Genomic DNA, 17586 nt, shown 5'->3' with positions numbered 1-17586 from the left:
CGAGCAGCGCGAGGCTGCGTTCGGCGGCGAAGCCGTCGTAAACCCTGCGAACGCGGTATTCCTGATTACCGCATTGTTTGATTTCACGACTGCTGCGCAGCCGAACGCAGCCTCGCGCTGCTCGGCAGCTGCTACAACGAACAAGATAAAATCAACGCACCGGGCGAAAACTTCAACGACGTCTGAACAACGGCCGCGGCTCGATCACCGAACGCCCGTACAGCACACTCATCCCCGCCAGGCCTTTCAACGCATCCTCGGCGGATTTGTCTTCGCGCACGGCGAAGCTGTCGAAACCGCATTGGCGCATGTGGCTCAGTTGATCGCGCAAGACATCGCCGATGGCGCGCAACTCGCCGGCCCAACCCAATCGGGTGCGCAGCAGATAGGCCTGGCTGTAGCCGCGACCATCACGAAAGCTCGGGAAGTCCAGGGCGATCAGCGGCAGCTGGGCAAACCATGGCTTGAGACTTTCAACTTCATCGTCCGGCCCCAGCCACACACCCTGTTGCCGTGGGTTTTCCAGCCATAGGGCGAGCGGCAGGATCACGGCACCGTCAGGCACTGGTTGCTCCGGGGCCCGCAACAGTGTCCATGGATCATCCGCCACAATCCGCGCCACGCCCTCCTCCAGCCGCAACAGATTGTTCATGCCGACACCTCCAGCACTTTCGGATAGACCGCTTCCTTGAACGGCTCGAGGCCGATGCGCTGCACGGTGTCGACAAACAGCTCCTCGCTCTCGCGATAGCGCACGAAAGTCTCGATGATCTGCCCGATCACCTGCGGCACTTCGGCGGCGCTGAACGACGGGCCGATGACCTTGCCCAGCGCGCTGTTCTTGCCCTGGGCGCCGCCGAGGGTGATCTGGTACCACTCGCTGCCGTTCTTATCGACGCCGAGGATGCCGATGTTGCCGATGTGGTGGTGACCGCAGGCGTTCATGCAGCCGGAGATATTGAGGCTGATGTCACCCAGATCGTGCAGGTAGTCGAGGTCATCGAAACGCGCCTGAATGCCCTGGGCGATGGGGATCGACTTGGCATTGGCCAACGCGCAGAAATCACCGCCGGGGCAAGCAATGATGTCGGTGAGCAAACCGGCATTGGCGCTGCCCAGATTGTGTTCGCAAGCCAGACGCCACAGCGCGAACAGGTCGGCTTTTGGCACGTCCGGCAGGACGATGTTCTGTTCGTGGGCAATGCGGATCTCGCCGAAACCGAAGCGCTCGGCCCAGTCGGCCACCGCTTCCATTTGTTTATCCGTGACGTCGCCCGGTGGCGAAGCGCTGCCAGGTTTGGTCGACAACACCACGCTGGCGTAACCCTGCACTTTATGCGGCTGAACATTGCGCAGCACCCAGCGCGCGAACGCCGGGTTGTCGGCCAGGTGCGTGCCGTAATCGAGGCTGGTGTCCGCCAGCACACGATAAGGCGGCGCGACGAAAGCACTGGCCACACGCTCGAACTCGTCAAGGGTCAGTTGCGCCGGACCGTCCTTGAGGTACTGCCACTCCTCCTCCACTTCCCGGGCGAAGGCTTCTATGCCCAGGGCCTTGACCAGGATCTTGATTCGCGCCTTGTATTTGTTGTCCCGCCGGCCATGGCGGTTGTACACCCGCAACACCGCCTCGACGTAGGACAGCAGGTGCTGCCACGGCAGGCCTTCGCGGATCTGCAAACCGAGGATAGGCGTGCGCCCCAGACCGCCGCCAACGATCACCCGCAGGAGCATTTGCCCATCGTTGCCAGGGTAAAGATAGAGGCCGATGTCATGCATCATGATCGCCGCCCGGTCCTGTTCGGCCGAGCAGATGGCGATCTTGAACTTGCGTGGCAGGAACAGGAATTCCGGGTTGATGGTCGACCACTGCCGCAGGATTTCCGCCAGCGGTCGCGGGTCGATCATTTCGTCTGCCGCAACCCCGGCAAAAGCTTCGGTGGTGACGTTGCGCACGCAGTTGCCGGAGGTCTGGATCGCATGCATTTCCACCTGGGCCAGGCGTTCGAGGATGTCCGGTACCTGGGCCAGTTCGATCCAGTTGAACTGCATGTTCTGCCGGGTGGTGAAATGGCCGTAACCGCGATCGTAATCCCGGGCGATGCTCGCCAGCGTGCGCATCTGCCGGGCACTCAGCGTGCCGTAGGGAATGGCGACGCGCAGCATGTAGGCGTGTTTTTGCATGTACAGGCCGTTCTGCAGGCGCAACGGCAGGAACTCTTCTTCGTTCAGCTCACCGGCCATGAAGCGCTCGACCTGATCGCGAAACTGCGCAACCCGCTCGAACACCAGCGCCCGGTCATAATCATCGTACTGATACATGTAAATACCTCATCAGGATTGACCGCGCATCCCCCGTAACTTCGCCTCGCCCGTAGCAGCTGCCGAGCAACGCGAGGCGGCGTTCGGCGGCGCAGCCGTCGTGAAATCCGAAGACGCGGAATGTCAGTTGAACCACGGACACAGGGTTTACGACGGCTGCGCCGCCGAACGCCGCCTCGCGTTGCTCGGCAGCTGCTACGGGCGGTGGGGTGTATGCGGTTCTTGTGTGGCATGACTATGGACCTGCGGCGCAGATCATTACAGATTCACCTGAATGCATAAAAACCGTATCAGAACGCAGCAGATGGCCGCCGGCGGCTCTCAAATCTGATCTGCATAAATGAAAGTGTCCTGAGCCTGTTTTGTTTTCATCGGGATTTCTACAGTGCACGGCATTGCAACCGTGGAAGCATCGATCATGAGCACAACAACTATCGGACAGGCCTATAACTACAAGGTCGTGCGCCAATTCGTCGTGGCGACCGTGATCTGGGGCATCGTCGGGATGGCGATGGGCGTGTGGATCGCCTCGCAACTGGTGTGGCCGCAGATGAACCTGGACCTGCCGTGGACCACCTTCGGCCGCTTGCGCCCGCTGCACACCAGCCTGGTGATTTTCGGTTTCGCCGGCAGCGCGCAATTCGCCGCCAGTTATTACGCGGTGCAGCGCACCTGTCAGGTGCGACTGTTCTCGGACAAACTCGCTGCGTTCACCTTCTGGGGCTGGCAGTCGGTGATTGTGGTGATGCTGATCACCCTGCCGCTGGGCTACACCACCACCAAGGAATACGCCGAGATCGAGTTCTCCGGCGCGGTGTGGATGACCGTGGTCTGGGTCGCTTATGCCATCGTGTTCTTCACCACCGTGGTGCAGCGCAAGACCAAACACATCTATGTCGGCAACTGGTTCTTCGGTGCGTTCATCGTGGTCATTGCGATGTTGCACGTGGTCAACCACCTGTCGATTCCGGTGGGCTGGTTCAAGTCCTACCCGGTGTACTCCGGAGCCACCGACGCCATGGTCCAGTGGTGGTACGGGCACAACGCCGTGGGCTTTTTCCTGACCACCGGCTTCCTGGGGATGATGTATTACTTCGTGCCGAAACAGGCCGGCCGCCCGGTGTATTCCTATCGTTTGTCGATCGTGCATTTCTGGGCGCTGATCACCCTGTACATCTGGGCCGGTCCGCACCACTTGCACTATACCGCGCTACCGGACTGGGCTCAGTCGCTGGGCATGGCCATGTCGCTGATCCTGCTGGCGCCGAGCTGGGGCGGAATGATCAACGGTATGATGACCCTGTCGGGCGCCTGGCATAAGTTGCGCACCGACCCGATCCTGCGTTTCCTGGTGTTGTCCCTGGCCTTCTACGGCATGTCGACCTTCGAAGGACCGATGATGGCGATCAAGACCGTCAACGCCCTCTCCCACTATACCGACTGGACCATCGGCCACGTGCACGCCGGGGCGCTCGGCTGGGTGGCGATGATTACCTTCGGTGCGACCTATCACATGGTGCCGAAGGTATTCGGACGTGAGCAGATGCACAGCACGCCGCTGATCAACCTGCACTTTTGGCTGGCGACCATCGGCACCGTGCTGTACATCGCCTCGATGTGGGTCAACGGCATCACCCAGGGCCTGATGTGGCGCGCGATCAACGATGACGGCACGCTGACCTACTCCTTCGTCGAAGCCTTGCAGGCCAGCCATCCGGGATTCGTCGTGCGCTTTGCTGGTGGGGTGTTCTTCCTCATGGGCATGTTGCTGATGGCCTACAACGTGTGGCGCACGGTGCGGGTAACGGACGTGGCGATGGTGGAACGTGAGGCGCAGATAGCCTGATGACTGAAGTCGTGCTGAACCTGCTGGGTATGGGGTTTCTGTGGTTCGCCATCGAATACTGCTTGCGCCACCAGACCACCGAGAGCCTGGATGACGCCAGCCTGATCCCGTTTGCCGACGACCCTGAGGTGGCTCGACGGGTGGAGGCGGCTACCGGGAAGACCATCAATGCAGTGGCGCCCGAAGAGGCGAAGCCAGGCTGGGGAAACACCGATTTCTGATGCAACGCCGCTCCCACATGGGATATTTATTGTTCACAAAACTGGAACCTGTCAGCCACGATCCCGGGGGATCAAAACCTGTAGCTGCTGCGCCAGAAAATCCGCATCGAACGCAAAGGTATCCGGGTCTTTCAAGCCATTGGTCTTGCGCCACTGCCAGGCGTTCGACGGCGGCAGGCACACCAGCGAAACGCTGCCATAGCGCGCAGCGGTAAAGCCCATCACTGCCAGGGAAATCTGCCCACCGGCGCCCATCACATCCGGCACGAACTCCACCGGTTTGCCGGCAATCGCAATGGACAATTTTTCGGTCTTGAACGTCGACGTCTCGACCGGCACGCTCGGCCCGAACGCAACATAGGCTTCGCGTTTCACCTCCAGCAGATTCGGCGCCAGCACCGGCTCCAGCCATTGCTGGATCTGATCGAACAGATCGCCGATGCGCGTCGCCCACTCGGCCGATTGCGCCTCAAACACTTGTTTTTTGTGCGCTTCGCTTTCTGCGTAGTGGCGAAGCATCTCGCCCAGTTGCCGTACGTCGTCCATTGCGGTGTTCCTTTGGTTGGAGCGGTACTGCGGACTTCGAGCATGGCAGATGCGCGCACGCTGCGTACGACTAATACCTGACGACAGTTTGCACCGTCGCGTAATCGCGGGCACTGTAGGTGCGCACTTCACCTGACAAACGGAGCACGATATGCGCACCATCGGCCTGATCGGCGGCATGAGCTGGGAGTCCAGCGCCGAGTATTACCGTCTGATCAACCAGCAGGTACGCGAGCGCCTCGGGCCGTTGCGTTCGGCGAAATTGCTCATGTACAGCGTCGACTTCGGCCCTGTCGAACAGGCCCAGCACGCCGGTCGCTGGGACGACGCGGCGTTGATCCTGGTGGATGCCGCGCAGCGCTTGCAGGCAGGTGGCGCCGATTGCGTGGTGTTGTGCACCAACACCATGCACAAGGTCGCCGGGCAGATTCAGGCCGCCATCGACATTCCCTTCCTGCACATCGCTGATCCGGCCGCTCAGGCAGCGGTCGAGGCCGGTGCATTGAAGGTGGGTTTGCTGGGCACCGCGTTTACCATGGAACAGGACTTCCTCAAGGCACGCCTCGCTGCCCGGGGCTTGACGGTGCTGGTGCCGGAGGCCGAGGAGCGCCAGGCCGTGCACCGGATCATCTACGACGAGTTGTGCGTCGGCGTGATCAGCGAAGCCTCACGCCAGGTGTATCAGCAGGTGATCAAGGCACTGACTCGGCGCGGCGCCCAGGCGATCATCCTTGGCTGCACGGAAATCGGTTTGCTGATCAAACCCGAACACAGCACCCTGCCCTTGCTCGACACCACCGAGCTGCATGCGCAAGCTGCGGTGGCGTTCGCCTTGGGCGACTGACTCAACCAGCCTTGGGCGTGCGACGCAGGCGCGCCATGCTCAAGGTGTCCACCAGCACACCGTCGCGTACGGCGTAATCACGCAACAGGCCTTCAGTTTCGAAACCGAACTTGCGATACAGCGCAATGGCCGCTTCGTTGTCGGCGTACACCGAAAGCTCGACGCGCTGCAGGTTCATCCAGTTGTCGGCGATATCCAGCGCCGTAGCGAGCAGCCTGGAGCCCACGCCCTTGCCCTGCCACGCCACCGCAACGCCCATGCCGAAACTGCCGGCATGGCTGCGACGAATGCGCGAGAACTGCTCCAGGCCAATGTTGCCGATGACCGTGCCTTGATGCAGGGCCACCACTTTCACCAGGCGTTCGTTATCCAGCGCCAGGCGACTGCGCCAGAGTTCGGTGGACTGAAGCGGCATTTGCAGGGTTTGGCGGGCGATTGCAGGATCGTTGTACAGCGCCGTAATGCCTTCGATATGGGATTCGTTGAAGCGTTCGAGGGTGATGACGGGATCAGTGGCTGGCATGGGTGAATCATCCTTGAAGCAGACATGGCCGTTCACTCTATAACGCTTCCTTCCAGCATGGCGAGAACCAATGTGGGAGCGGCGGTGCGGCGATCCGACTTGCTCGCGAAAGCGGTTGACCAGACACCTTCAATGTTGAATGTGATGACGCCTTCGCGAGCAAGCCCGCTCCCACAGATGGATCGCACTCAGCTTTCGAACCACTCCCGACGCTCGCCGAAGGTGTTTTCAATCAACTCGACGATCATCCGCACCTGCGCTGTACCCTGTGACTCGGCATTGACTGCCATCCACACCTGACGTTGCATCGGCTGGGCAAACAAGCCCGGCAAGGCAACCAGCCCGCGGTCGAAGTGGCTCATGTAGTGTGGCAGCAGGCCGATGCAGGCGCCGCAACGGATCATCTCCAGCATCAGCTCGTAGGATTGCAGTTGCACCGCCCCGGCCAGGCGTTGATCCACCAGTGCATTCCATGGCCGGAAGCTTTCAACCTGGCAGTCCTGTCGCCATTGCACCAGGAGAAAATCGGCCAGTTCATCCAGGCTTTCCGGCCTGGAAGCGACCCGCGAGTAGCGCTTGGCAATGTGCGGCAGGTATTGCAGTTGCACCAGACGCCGGGGTTCGGTGGTGGCAAAGCTCGGCCCCGGCAACGGCGACTCGGTATTGCCCAGCCACACCACCACGTCGGCGCTGACCGCTTGCAGGGACAACTCGCTGTCGAGCGTCATGATGTCCAGGCGCACACTGGCATTACGTCGCAGCAGTGCAACCAGGTTACGTCCGAGAATGTCATGCAGGATCGAATCGGCCACGGCCAGGCGAATCAACGGCTGCTCGATCACCGGCAAATCACGCTCATGGGCCAGCGCGATCAGTTGTGCGTGCAAGCGCAAGCCATCGCGACTGAGGCTGAAACCATTTTCTGAAAGGTTGAACAGTGAACACTGGAGCTGCGTTTCCAGCAGCACCAGTTGCCTGCGCAGACGGGTGGCCTTGATGTTGAGACTGCGGGCGGCCTGCATGAAACAACCACAACGGGCGCTGACGGTGAAACACAGCGCCAGTTCGGGGTCGATACCCGCTGCCAACTGGCGCCAGGACGCGTTTTTATCGATCGCTACACGATACTTGGCAGCACCCCGTCGGGTGCAGATTTCCATGACTGACATCGAGGACTCCCTGTCGACCTGACACTGACAGTTGCATCCTGCGCAACGTTCATGAACCTGCCATGACAATGACTCAGGCGCTGGGTGTTTGCCGAAAGCTCACGGCCAGGCGATTCCAGCTGTTGATGGTGGTGATGGCGATGGTCAAGTCAACCATTTCGCTTTCACTGAACTGCTCCCGGGTTTGGACGTAGACATCGTCCGGCACGTGGCTTTCGGAGAGTAAGGTGACCGCCTCGGTCCAGGCCAGCGCGGCTCTTTCCCGCGGATTGAAAAAGTTGCTGTCACGCCAGACCACGATGGAATACAGGCGCCTATCGCTTTCGCCCAGGCGCCTGGCATCCACCGAGTGCATGTCGGTGCAAAAGGCACAGCCGTTAAGCTGCGATGCGCGAATCTTGATCAGGTGCAGCAGGCCCGGCTCGATGCTCAGGCTGCTGGTCAGGGCCTCCATGGCGATCATGGCTTTCATCGCTTTGGGGGACGCGCTGTAGTAGTCCAGACGGGGGTTCATGGAGCGATCTCGTGCAGCCGTGATGTAACCTCCACGGTAGTCGCTGGCGCGGGGGCATGACAGATCCAATTGGGCGAATTCCCCGGGGACCACCGCCACCAGACCAATTGACGGTTTTTCCACTGCACAACTTCTGTACCACCGGCGGATAGGGGTAATCTTGCGCGACGCACACGCGCCTCAATCGCCCCGGAGCCTCGCCGGTATGGAACTACATGTTGTCATCAACGGTCGCAAGGACCTGGCCGGCCAGCTGTACAACCAACTGCGCAGCGCCATCGAGTCCGGTCGCCTGACTGCCGGGACGCAACTGCCGCCCAGCCGTCTGCTGGCCGAACAATTGGGTATTTCGCGCAAGACCATATCCGATACCTACGCCCAGCTGACCTACGAAAACTTCCTCACCGGGGTGGTCGGCAAAGGCACCTACGTCAATGCGCGCTCGTCGAAGGTGCAGCGTAAACAGAGCCACACCGAGCTTGGCGGCTTCGAGGTGATCGAGTCCTGGCGCAACCTGCCGGTGTTTCTGCGTCACCCGACCCTGGAAGGCTCGCTGCGCTACGACTTCATTGGAGGCGCCACCAGCAAAGGCCAGTTTCCCCAGGATGACTGGCGGCGCTGCACCTCTCACGCGCTGCGCCAGATGGCCGGTTCCAAGGGCTTGTACAGCCTGCCCGAGGGCTTGCCGGCGCTGCGCAACGCCATTGCGCAGCACATCGCGTTCTCCCGCGGGGTCAATTGTCAGGATGAGGATGTGGTGGTGTGCAACGGCGCGCAGCAGGCGCTGGACCTGATTGCCCGGGTGCTGATCAGTCCGGGTAGCCTGGTCGCCATGGAGGACCCCGGCTACCCGCCGGCGCGGCTGCTGTTCGGCACCCATGGCGCCACGGTGATTGGCGTACCGGTAGACGCCGAAGGCATTGTGGTGGACCGGATTCCTCGCGGCACTCGTCTGATCTATGTCACCCCTTCGCACCAGTTCCCGCTGGGCATGCCGATGAGCCAGGCGCGCCGGGAAGCACTGCTGGCCAAGGCCCATGAGTTGGGCGCAATCATCATCGAGGACGACTACGACAGTGAATTTCGCTACGAGGGCCGCCCCACCGATTCCCTGCAAAGCATGGATGAACGCGGGATCGTCGCTTACGTCGGGACGTTCTCCAAAACCCTGTTGCCGGAACTGCGGCTCGGCTATGCGATCCTGCCGCCGGCGATCCTCGAGGCCGTGGTGCGTGCCAAACAGCTCACCGACCTGCACACCTCGACCCTGCCGCAATGGGCGCTGGCCAAGTTCATCGCCGAAGGCTGCCTGCTCAAGCACATCCGGCGCTGCCATACGATCTATGCCGGGCGCCGCGAGCGGATCCTGACACGAATGGCCGGCGATCTTTCGCCCTGGCTGGAGGCAGTGCCGTCCACCGCCGGTTTCCACATGGCGGTGCTGTGCAAAGTGTCGCTGGATATTCCATTGGTGATCGAACTGGCGAAAAAAGTCGAAGTCGGGCTCTATGCCATCGACAGCTTTTTCTATCAGGAAACGCCAAGGGCCGGGCTTTTCTTCGGTTTTGGCGCCATCGAAACCCTCGACATCGACATCGCCCTGGATCGTTTGCGCGACATCTTGCAGCAGGTGGCCTGACGGATTGGCCTGCGGCTTTATCCGGCGATTGGCTATTGGCGGTCCCGAGGCTCAGGCCTATCCTGCATAGGCGTTATCCCTCAATGAGCAGGATTCGTCCGGCCTGATTCAGGAGTGTGAGCAATGTCCTATGAAGTGATCAACACCGTACAGGTACAGGCCGCCGCCGGCCGCTCGGATGAACTGGGCAGGCAATTGCAGAAGATTGTCGAAACCCTGCGTGAACTTCCCGGCTGCGATTCCTATATGGTCGACCGCTGCCCCGAGGACACCAATCGCTGGACTGTCAGCGCCCACTGGCAATCGGAAGCGGCCATGCGATCGCATTTCAACTGCCCGGAGGTCCAGGGCTTCATCGGCCTGATCGATAGCCAACTGGCCAATGCCGTGGACTTCAACAGTTTTCCGATCGTTTAACCGATACCTGTGGCGAGGGAGCTTGCTCCCTCGCCAAAATTTTTTCTCCATTGGCCCGGAATCTTCTGTAATTGGTCCCCTCGCCTTCCAGAATATTGGCTGTTTAACCTCTATTGCTTGCGGACTACTGTTGTTTTCGACAACTAACCCACCGCAGGTAAAGAACCATGAACGTGTTGCGCTTCTGTGCTGCCCCCCTTGCTGCCCTGGCCCTGATGGCCTGCGCGTCGGCGTTTGCCCATGACCCTTCGGAAAAGGTCACTGTCCTGCAGGACGAAATGCTGAAAAACGTCCCCGGTAAAAAAGCGCTGATGATCGAGGTCGATTACAAGCCGGGGCAGTCCTCCATCGCCCACAAGCACGAAGGCACCGCCATGGCTTATGTCATTTCGGGAGAGATCATTTCCCAAGTCAAAGGCGAGGCGGCGAAAACCTTCAAGGCCGGTGAGTTCTGGTATGAACCGGCCGGGTCGGAACACATGGTGTCGAAAAACGCCAGCGCGACCCGGCCGGCCAGGTTGCTGGTGTTCATGGTATTGGCCCCCGATGAGAAAGTGTTGATCCCACTGGAACACTGATGGCTGAACGTACAGCTATAAATAAAAAGGCTCGAATCGCGAATTCGGGCCTTTTAATTTCCTCGCGCAATTAACCGAAAGCTTTTAAACCAAACAAAACTATTGGTCGCCTGACAAGGGTGGATATTGGCTATTTAAATAAATCATCCAGGGTTTAGTCTTGAGTCACCGCCGRTAAAACACCGGCAACTTTAACTTTCGACTGAAGTTGATTCACTGGAGAAACACCATGAAACTTGTGCTTGCCAGTACGTTGACCATGGCCGTTGTTTTAACCGGTTGCTCGATCCCCACCGCGCCGACAGCGGTTTCTTCGCTGAGCGGTATCTTTACCGAACCGGTAGGCCGCAGCGGAACCACCCGTATTACCAACGGCAGCCATGTCTCGCTGGGCATCGTCTACAGCCAGAATACTCAGACCAACCGCGCCTACCTTCGGGACTACCAGGCCAACGCCGGCACGGGTTTCGGTCAGAGTCTGCTGGTGCAGCCGATTCATGACGCCTACGTAGCCACTTCCAGGCCAGACCTGGCCGTGGATTGGGTCAAGGCCTCCCTGCAACGGCAATTCGGCTCGGTTACCGTGTATCCGGACATGCAGAGCCTCAGGGCCGCGAAACCGGATGTGATGGCGGTGGTCGACACCCGCAGTCAACTGATAACGTCGCGCAGTTCAGACATACAGGCGGATGTCAGTGCAGACTTCTATGACAAAAACTTCAATTACATCGGTACTGCAAAAGGTCACGATGCCAAAGCACTTAGTCCGGTCTGGGCGGACTATAAACGTAGTGAAGATATAGTTGCGGACATTAACGAACAACAGAACGTGCAAGTCAGGGCATTGCAAAAGTTTGACCAGTCGCTCAGCAATTTACTGACCAGCCCGACAAGTAATGTGTCGATGCTTGATTCTAAACAAAGCCAGAAGTTGTATTGAAACTGAAGACCCTATCGCGAGCAGGCTCGCTCCTACAGTTGACCGCATGCTACCTGTAGGAGCGAGCCTGCTCGCGAAGAGGCCAGTACAAACTCCCCTGAACCTCAAGCAAAAAAAAGCCCCGCATCTTTCAATGCGGGGCTTTTTCATTCAACGCCTGATCAGGCCGCCGGTTCCAGCTCGGCGGCGACAAGGGCAGGCACTACCGCTTGCCCGCTCAATGCCAGGTCCAGCAGCTCGCGGTTGGCTACCGCGTACATGGCGTAGTCCGTGCCGCTGGCGGCACGGATTTCCACCAGCATGGCGCGCCAGCGCTCGATCATGCTGTCGTTCTGCGCCATCCACAGGGAGAGCCGTGTTTCCACTTCCTGGGTGCCGTCGCCCTGTTGCAGGACCGAGATGGTGATCGCACGTTGCTGCCAGTCGACGTCATCGCGGAACGCTTCACGGGCCAGGGCCTGCCAGTTGTTTTCAACCGGCAGAGCGCTGATCTGTTGCAGGTACCAGGTGATGTCCAGCGCGCTGCCCACGGCGAAGTAGGCCTTGGCCACGTCCGCGGGGTCCTGGCCGGTCACGTCGGAAGCCTCGATGATCGGCAGCAGGGTGTACAGGTGCGAAGTGCCAGCCACCATGCGCGCGAGCAACTCCGGCACACCGGCTGCGACGTACGCCTGATAGCGAGCCTGCCAGTTCTCACGGATCTCGCCACTGAGCAGTTCGTCGAGCTTGAGGCCCAACTCCTTCAGATGCGGACCGAAGTGCGCGACGTCACGGGCAGCGTTCTGCTCGTTGCGACGGGCACGCAGGAACCAGCGCGTGGCGCGACGGCCCAGGCGCATCAGCTCATCCATGAGTTCCAGTTGAACGTCGGCCGAAACCTGGTAATCCAGGTTTTCGATCTGACGGAACCAGTGCGGGAGATGGAAAATGTCACGCACGATCACGTAGGCGCCGGCCACGTTCGCCGGGCTCATGCCGGTCGACTCTTTGAGTCGTTGAACGAAGGTGATGCCCATGTGGTTCACCAGATCGTTGGCGATCTGGGTGCTGACGATTTCGCGCTTCAGACGGTGACGGCGCATGGCCGCGGAGAACTTGCTCACCAGCGTTGGCGGGAAAGCGGTTTCCATGTCGCGGGTCAGGTAGTCGTCGTCCGGCACCAGGGAGCCCAGCAACTGCTCCTTGAGGTCGATCTTGCTGTAGGAGATCAGCACCGACAGCTCGGCACGGGTCAGGCCATGGCCTGCCGCGATCCGCTCGTTGATGGCTTCTTCGGCCGGCAGGAACTCGATGGCGCGATCCAGCTTGCCGCGGCCTTCCAGATCGTTCATCAGGCGTTTGTATTCGGCAATCCGCGGCAAGGCGCGACGGGCTGCCAGGGACAGGGCCTGAGTCTGCTTGTAGTTGTTGCCCAGCACCAGACCACCGACTTCGTCGGTCATGCTCGCCAGCAACTGGTTACGTTGCTTGTCGGTCATGTCGCCGGCCTGAACCACTTCGTTCAGCAGGATCTTGATGTTCACTTCATGGTCGGAGCAGTCCACGCCACCGGCGTTGTCGATGAAGTCGGTGTTGGAGCCGCCGCCATTGAGGCCGAACTCGACGCGACCCAGCTGGGTCATGCCGAGGTTACCGCCCTCGCCCACGACTTTGCAGCGCAGTTCATTGCCGTTCACGCGCAGTGCATCGTTGGCCTTGTCGCCGACATCGGCGTGGCTTTCGCTGCTGGCTTTGACGTAGGTACCGATACCACCGTTCCACAGCAGATCCACCGGCGCCTTGAGCAAGGCATTCAGCAGTTCGGTCGGGGTCAGCTTGTCGGCCTCGATGTCGAAGCGCTCTTTCATCTGCTCGGAAATCGCGATGCTCTTCGCGCTGCGCGAGAAGATCCCGCCGCCTTCGGACATGATGCTGGTGTCGTAGTCCGACCAGGCCGAACGCGGCAGGTCGAACAGGCGCTGACGCTCGGCGAAGCTCGATGCCGGCTCCGGATTCGGGTCGATGAAGATGTGCAGGTGGTTGAAGGCTGCGACCAGTTGCAACTTGTCAGACATCAACAAGCCGTTACCGAACACGTCGCCGGCCATATCGCCGACGCCGACCACGGTGATGTTGTCTTCCTGGACATTGATACCGCGCTCGCGGAAGTGGCGCTGTACGCCAACCCACGCGCCCTTGGCGGTGATGCCCATCTTCTTGTGGTCGTAACCGGCCGAACCACCGGACGCAAACGCATCACCCAGCCAGAAGCCGTAGTCGATGGCGATGCCGTTGGYGATGTCGGAGAAAGTCGCAGTGCCCTTGTCCGCCGCCACCACCAGGTACGGGTCGTCGTCGTCATGACGCACGACGTTGGCCGGTGGTACCAGTGCGCCGTCTTTCAGGTTGTCGGTGATGTCCAACAGGCCCGAAATGAAGATGCGGTAGCAGGCGATGCCCTCGGCCGCGATCTCGTCACGGCTGCCGCCCAGTGGCAGGCGACGCGGCAGGAAGCCACCCTTCGCACCCACCGGCACGATCACCGAGTTCTTCACTTGCTGGGCTTTTACCAGGCCCAGGACTTCGGTACGGAAGTCTTCTTCACGGTCGGACCAGCGCAGACCGCCGCGAGCGACGTTGCCGAAGCGCAGGTGCACGCCTTCGACGCGCGGCGAGTAAACGAAGATTTCAAACTTCGGTACCGGCTTCGGCAGCTCCGGAATCAAGTGCGGGTTGAACTTGAAGCTGAAGTACGACTTGTTATGGCCGTTGGCATCGGTCTGGTAGAAGTTGGTGCGCAGGGTGGCCTTGATCAGGTCCAGGTAGCGACGCAGGATGCGGTCTTCGTTCAGCACCTGGACGTCGTCCAGGGCGCTGAGAATCGCTTGTTCCAGGCGTTGCTGCTTATCTCCCAGATCGTCGCCGGTCAGCTTGCGCGCCAGGTAGAAACGGGTCTTGAACAACCGGGTCAGCTCGCGAGCGATGTCGGCGTGGTTGTTCAGGGTGCTGGCGATGTAGCCCAGGTCGAAGCCCAGACGAATCTGCTTCATGTAGCGGGCGTAGGCACGCAGCAGCGCCACGTCGCGCCATGGCAGGCCGGCGGTCAGTACCAGGCGGTTGAATCCATCGTTCTCGGCATCGCCACGCACGATGTGGACGAATGCGTCCTGCAGCGTGTCGTTAAGCTGCTGTATGTCGAGTTCCATGCCTTCGGCGGCAGTGAACGCGAAATCGTGAATCCAGAACTCGCGGCCACTGTTGTGGCGCAGACGGTAAGGGAACTCACCCAGCACGCGCAGGCCGAGGTTTTCCAGGATCGGCAATACGTCGGACAGCGCCAGCGGAGTATCGGCGTGGTACAGCTTGCAGTGCAGCATGCGCTGGCCGGAAACCTGGCCTAGCGGCTGATAGAAGCTCATCACCAGCGGATTTTTTTCGTTGAGGCTCAGCAGGTGCTGCATGTCGACCACAGCCGAGTGGGCTGCGAAACGCTCGCGGTAACCGGCCGGGAAGCCTTTCGGGAAGTCGGCCAGCACGTTGGTGCCATGGGCTTCGCCGAAGCTTTCGATGGTCAGGGCGGCGTAGTCGTCCTGCCAGCTGCGGCAGGCCTGCACCACTTCTTTTTCCAGCAGCAGCGGGTCGATGTCGAGGCGGTTTTTCGGGTCGACGCGCAAGATCAACTGCACGCGGGCCAGCACGGACTCGGAGAAGAAGGTCCAGAACTCGCAATCGGTCGCTTTCAGGCGATCCATCAGCACTTGCTGGATCTTCTGGCGCACTTCGGTGGAGTAGATGTCACGCGGCACGTAGGCCAGGCAGTAGCAGAAACGGCCGTACGGGTCTTTGCGCAGGAACACGCGAATCTTGTTGCGTTCCTGGATCTGCACGATCGACATCACGGTGCTGAACAACTCGTCCACTGGCGTCTGGAACAGATCGTCGCGCGGCAGCACTTCGAGTACTTGCGCCAGTTCCTTGCCCAGGTGAGCCTTGGCCTGGAAGCCCGAACGGCGTTCGATTTCCTCGACCTTGCGGCGGATGTACGGGATCACCCGCACGCTCTCGCCATACACCGACGAGGTGTACAGGCCCATGAAACGGCATTCCTTGATGACCTTGCCGTTGGCGTCGATTTCGCGAATCGACACGTAGTCCGGGTAAGCCGGACGATGCACACGGCTTGGGTGCGCGGCCTTGGCGAACGACAGCAGGGTCGGTTCGCGCAGGTAGTTCACGGCGTAGTCTTCGATGCGCAGGTCATCGTAGGTCAGGCCGGCACGCAGCAGCTTGGTCAGGCCGAGGAAGGAGTCCTTGTCGTAGACGATGTGGCCGCCGTCGGCTTCATCGCTGACCACGAACTCTTCGTAGCCGAGGAAGGTGAAGTGGTTGCCCACCAGCCACTCCAGGAAACTCTTGATTTCGCTCTTCTCGTCGCCTTCGCCGGCGAACTGGCTGTTGTCCAGCTTGGTCAGGATTTCCTGGACCTTGGCCTTCATCGGCTCGAAATCGCCAACGGCCACGCGGACTTCACCGAGCACCTGCTCCAGCTCTTTGCTCAGGACATTGAGCTCGGCGGTGTTGGCGCAGCGGTCGATTTCCAGGTACATCAGCGACTCTTGCTGAATGTCGTCGCCCTGGGTGCCTTTCGGCAGGATTTCCAGCAACTCGCCCTTGCTGCCACGACGCACGCTCAGCACGGTGGTTTGCAGGGTATGGATGCTGTAGCCGCGGCGGTTCAGCTCGGTACGCACCGAGTCCACCAGGAATGGCAGATCGTGGTGCAGCACTTCGACCGCGGTATGGGTCGACTGCCAGCCGTGGCGTTCGTAATCGGGGTTGTAGACGCGCACTTGCGGTTGCGCGTGATCGAAGCGCTCAAGCAGGCGCCATGCAGAAAGGGTGCAGCCAGCGAGGTCGGACAACCGACGCTGGGTCAGCTCGTCAAGGGAAATGATGCCGAAGAATTGTTCAGCGAACAGCGCCACTTGTGGCAGTGCCTGTTCACTGATGTGCTGCGCCAGTGCCGCTTGCAGTTGGTGCTGGAAGTCGGCTTTGCTGGCTGCGGTGAAGAACGCCATCTGTGGTACTCCGCTTGGGCTTGTTATTGATGGAAGCGTCGCGCGAAACCCCTTTCGGGGCTACGTTTCAAAGCTAGCCGTCACCCTGTTCCTGATTCTCGGGCAGAGGAAACAGGGTGACAGGTGGGTGAAGCTGGACGAGACACTCAGGTCACATTCACCTTCCGTGAATGGGCATCTGCAAAAGCGACTGGCTGCGCGCAGCGCAATGCCTTTACAGGTGCTCATCCGTTGCGCAGCTTAACGAGAGCGGCAAGGCCCGTGCTTGCGATGCTGCGACATATTCGGTCAACGGTACGCTGCTCAAGGCATACGCATCGAACAACACTAGCATTCACACAGAAAAATGACGGTTTTCCGTCCGGTTTTACGGGACATTCGTACCAGAAATGACCAGTAGCACTCTGTCCGTCCACGACCCGGTCATTGACACTCGGACGAGCAGAAATGTGCGCAGGCTGGCAGAATCGCCCTTTGTTGCGTTTACCACGCTCGTCGAGCCAGGAATTACCCATGAAAATGAAAACCGCCCTCTTGATCGTCAACCCTTGCGACGACGAAGAAGACAACATGGCCATGCTCTGCTGCCACAGCGAACAGGGCGAAATGTTCCTGATGAGCCGCTACCCGGATGAAGACGAGCTGGAAATCACCCTCGACGGCGAGCCTTCGACGCTCGACGGCGTGAAAGTCACCCTGAGCCCTGCCCTGTTGAAGATCGAAATTGCGGCGGCTGATGCCGATGCGCTCAATGGCGATGATGTGCTGGAAATCACCTTTGATGCCGACATGACGGATCTGGCTGAAGTGGAAGAGAGCGGGCCTCTTCGCGAGCAAGCCCGCTCCCACAGGGTCCTGATGTGTTACGCAGATCGCAAGCCAACCACCGATACTGTGGGAGCGGGCTTGCTCGCGAAGAGGCCCGAGAGAACACCGCCACCCTGTAACCTGTAGAAAGTTCCTACAACGA

The 17586-nt window shown here is 60.2% G+C and carries 14 protein-coding genes and 1 pseudogene; 8 read left to right on the top strand and 7 right to left on the bottom strand.

Annotated features, from left to right (window positions below):
• Positions 1-172: 172 nt before the first annotated feature.
• Both AB4Z35_RS08095 and AB4Z35_RS08090 read right to left on the bottom strand, forming a co-directional pair.
• Positions 173-652, bottom strand: a complete 480-nt coding sequence (locus AB4Z35_RS08095) for a DUF934 domain-containing protein (RefSeq protein ID WP_442096593.1) — start codon at positions 650-652, stop codon at positions 173-175.
• A complete protein-coding gene (locus AB4Z35_RS08090; protein WP_442096592.1) occupies positions 649-2322 on the bottom strand; it encodes a nitrite/sulfite reductase in 1674 nt (557 codons plus the stop codon). The genes AB4Z35_RS08095 and AB4Z35_RS08090 overlap by 4 nt, the downstream gene beginning before the upstream one ends.
• 418 nt (positions 2323-2740) lie before the next feature.
• Between AB4Z35_RS08090 and ccoN the strand changes: the two genes are divergently transcribed.
• Together ccoN and AB4Z35_RS08080 are read left to right on the top strand one after the other, a co-directional pair.
• Positions 2741-4168 carry a cytochrome-c oxidase, cbb3-type subunit I gene (gene ccoN, locus AB4Z35_RS08085; protein ID WP_442096591.1) on the top strand — a complete coding sequence of 476 codons (1428 nt, stop codon included), beginning with the start codon at positions 2741-2743 and terminating at the stop codon, positions 4166-4168.
• Positions 4168-4389: a hypothetical protein gene (locus AB4Z35_RS08080; RefSeq protein WP_007994527.1), complete on the top strand. Its 222-nt coding sequence runs from the start codon at positions 4168-4170 to the stop codon at positions 4387-4389. Before ccoN ends, AB4Z35_RS08080 begins: the two co-directional genes overlap by 1 nt.
• A gap of 51 nt (positions 4390-4440) precedes the next feature.
• On the opposite strand, the gene AB4Z35_RS08075 is transcribed toward AB4Z35_RS08080, so the two are convergent.
• Positions 4441-4935, bottom strand: coding sequence for a hypothetical protein (locus AB4Z35_RS08075; protein WP_116261262.1), 495 nt, complete (start codon positions 4933-4935; stop codon positions 4441-4443).
• Positions 4936-5086: 151 nt separating this feature from the next.
• Here AB4Z35_RS08075 and AB4Z35_RS08070 point away from each other — a divergent pair, with 151 nt between their 5' ends.
• Complete coding sequence (locus tag AB4Z35_RS08070; RefSeq protein WP_442096590.1) at positions 5087-5779, top strand: aspartate/glutamate racemase family protein; 693 nt, start codon at positions 5087-5089, stop codon at positions 5777-5779.
• A gap of 1 nt (position 5780) precedes the next feature.
• Here AB4Z35_RS08070 and AB4Z35_RS08065 read toward each other — a convergent pair whose 3' ends face one another.
• From AB4Z35_RS08065 to AB4Z35_RS08055, 3 genes are all read right to left on the bottom strand, one after another.
• Positions 5781-6302, bottom strand: coding sequence for a GNAT family N-acetyltransferase (locus AB4Z35_RS08065; protein ID WP_442096589.1), 522 nt, complete (start codon positions 6300-6302; stop codon positions 5781-5783).
• A 188-nt stretch (positions 6303-6490) separates the two neighbouring features.
• Positions 6491-7471: a LysR substrate-binding domain-containing protein gene (locus tag AB4Z35_RS08060; RefSeq protein WP_442096588.1), complete on the bottom strand. Its 981-nt coding sequence runs from the start codon at positions 7469-7471 to the stop codon at positions 6491-6493.
• 73 nt (positions 7472-7544) lie between these two features.
• Positions 7545-7985 carry a carboxymuconolactone decarboxylase family protein gene (locus tag AB4Z35_RS08055; RefSeq protein WP_442096587.1) on the bottom strand — a complete coding sequence of 147 codons (441 nt, stop codon included), beginning with the start codon at positions 7983-7985 and terminating at the stop codon, positions 7545-7547.
• Positions 7986-8190: 205 nt separating this feature from the next.
• On the opposite strand from AB4Z35_RS08055, the gene pdxR reads away from it, so the two are divergent.
• The 4 genes from pdxR (at position 8191) to AB4Z35_RS08035 (ending at position 11559) form a co-directional block, all read left to right on the top strand.
• A complete protein-coding gene (gene pdxR / locus AB4Z35_RS08050) occupies positions 8191-9624 on the top strand; it encodes a MocR-like pyridoxine biosynthesis transcription factor PdxR (protein WP_442096586.1) in 1434 nt (477 codons plus the stop codon).
• A gap of 123 nt (positions 9625-9747) precedes the next feature.
• Complete coding sequence (locus AB4Z35_RS08045; protein ID WP_442096585.1) at positions 9748-10041, top strand: antibiotic biosynthesis monooxygenase family protein; 294 nt, start codon at positions 9748-9750, stop codon at positions 10039-10041.
• Positions 10042-10208: 167 nt separating this feature from the next.
• Positions 10209-10619 carry a cupin domain-containing protein gene (locus tag AB4Z35_RS08040; protein ID WP_442096584.1) on the top strand — a complete coding sequence of 137 codons (411 nt, stop codon included), beginning with the start codon at positions 10209-10211 and terminating at the stop codon, positions 10617-10619.
• Positions 10620-10848: 229 nt separating this feature from the next.
• Positions 10849-11559 (top strand): ATPase, encoded by a 711-nt coding sequence (locus tag AB4Z35_RS08035; RefSeq protein WP_442096583.1) that lies wholly within the window; start codon positions 10849-10851, stop codon positions 11557-11559.
• A gap of 161 nt (positions 11560-11720) precedes the next feature.
• Here the strand turns inward: AB4Z35_RS08035 and AB4Z35_RS08030 are convergent, their stop codons facing one another.
• Positions 11721-16616, bottom strand: coding sequence for an NAD-glutamate dehydrogenase (locus AB4Z35_RS08030; RefSeq protein ID WP_442096582.1), 4896 nt, complete (start codon positions 16614-16616; stop codon positions 11721-11723).
• A 513-nt stretch (positions 16617-17129) separates the two neighbouring features.
• On the opposite strand from AB4Z35_RS08030, the pseudogene AB4Z35_RS08025 reads away from it, so the two are divergent.
• A pseudogene (locus AB4Z35_RS08025) lies at positions 17130-17429 on the top strand (hypothetical protein); the annotation flags it as partial.
• Positions 17430-17586: the final 157 nt, after the last annotated feature.

Source organism: Pseudomonas sp. KB_15, from assembly GCF_052114525.1.
In the GTDB taxonomy this organism is placed as follows: Bacteria; Pseudomonadota; Gammaproteobacteria; order Pseudomonadales; family Pseudomonadaceae; genus Aquipseudomonas.
Note: the sequence above shows the minus strand (reverse complement) of the source record. Positions and strands in the feature narration are given on the sequence as shown.

Coding starts and splice junctions, on each gene's coding strand:
- AB4Z35_RS08095 (WP_442096593.1), bottom strand. CDS start 652: ATGAACAATCTGTTGCGGCTGGAGGAGGGCGTGGCGCGGATTGTGGCG.
- AB4Z35_RS08090 (WP_442096592.1), bottom strand. CDS start 2,322: ATGTATCAGTACGATGATTATGACCGGGCGCTGGTGTTCGAGCGGGTT.
- ccoN (WP_442096591.1), top strand. CDS start 2,741: ATGAGCACAACAACTATCGGACAGGCCTATAACTACAAGGTCGTGCGC.
- AB4Z35_RS08080 (WP_007994527.1), top strand. CDS start 4,168: ATGACTGAAGTCGTGCTGAACCTGCTGGGTATGGGGTTTCTGTGGTTC.
- AB4Z35_RS08075 (WP_116261262.1), bottom strand. CDS start 4,935: ATGGACGACGTACGGCAACTGGGCGAGATGCTTCGCCACTACGCAGAA.
- AB4Z35_RS08070 (WP_442096590.1), top strand. CDS start 5,087: ATGCGCACCATCGGCCTGATCGGCGGCATGAGCTGGGAGTCCAGCGCC.
- AB4Z35_RS08065 (WP_442096589.1), bottom strand. CDS start 6,302: ATGCCAGCCACTGATCCCGTCATCACCCTCGAACGCTTCAACGAATCC.
- AB4Z35_RS08060 (WP_442096588.1), bottom strand. CDS start 7,471: ATGTCAGTCATGGAAATCTGCACCCGACGGGGTGCTGCCAAGTATCGT.
- AB4Z35_RS08055 (WP_442096587.1), bottom strand. CDS start 7,985: ATGAACCCCCGTCTGGACTACTACAGCGCGTCCCCCAAAGCGATGAAA.
- pdxR (WP_442096586.1), top strand. CDS start 8,191: ATGGAACTACATGTTGTCATCAACGGTCGCAAGGACCTGGCCGGCCAG.
- AB4Z35_RS08045 (WP_442096585.1), top strand. CDS start 9,748: ATGTCCTATGAAGTGATCAACACCGTACAGGTACAGGCCGCCGCCGGC.
- AB4Z35_RS08040 (WP_442096584.1), top strand. CDS start 10,209: ATGAACGTGTTGCGCTTCTGTGCTGCCCCCCTTGCTGCCCTGGCCCTG.
- AB4Z35_RS08035 (WP_442096583.1), top strand. CDS start 10,849: ATGAAACTTGTGCTTGCCAGTACGTTGACCATGGCCGTTGTTTTAACC.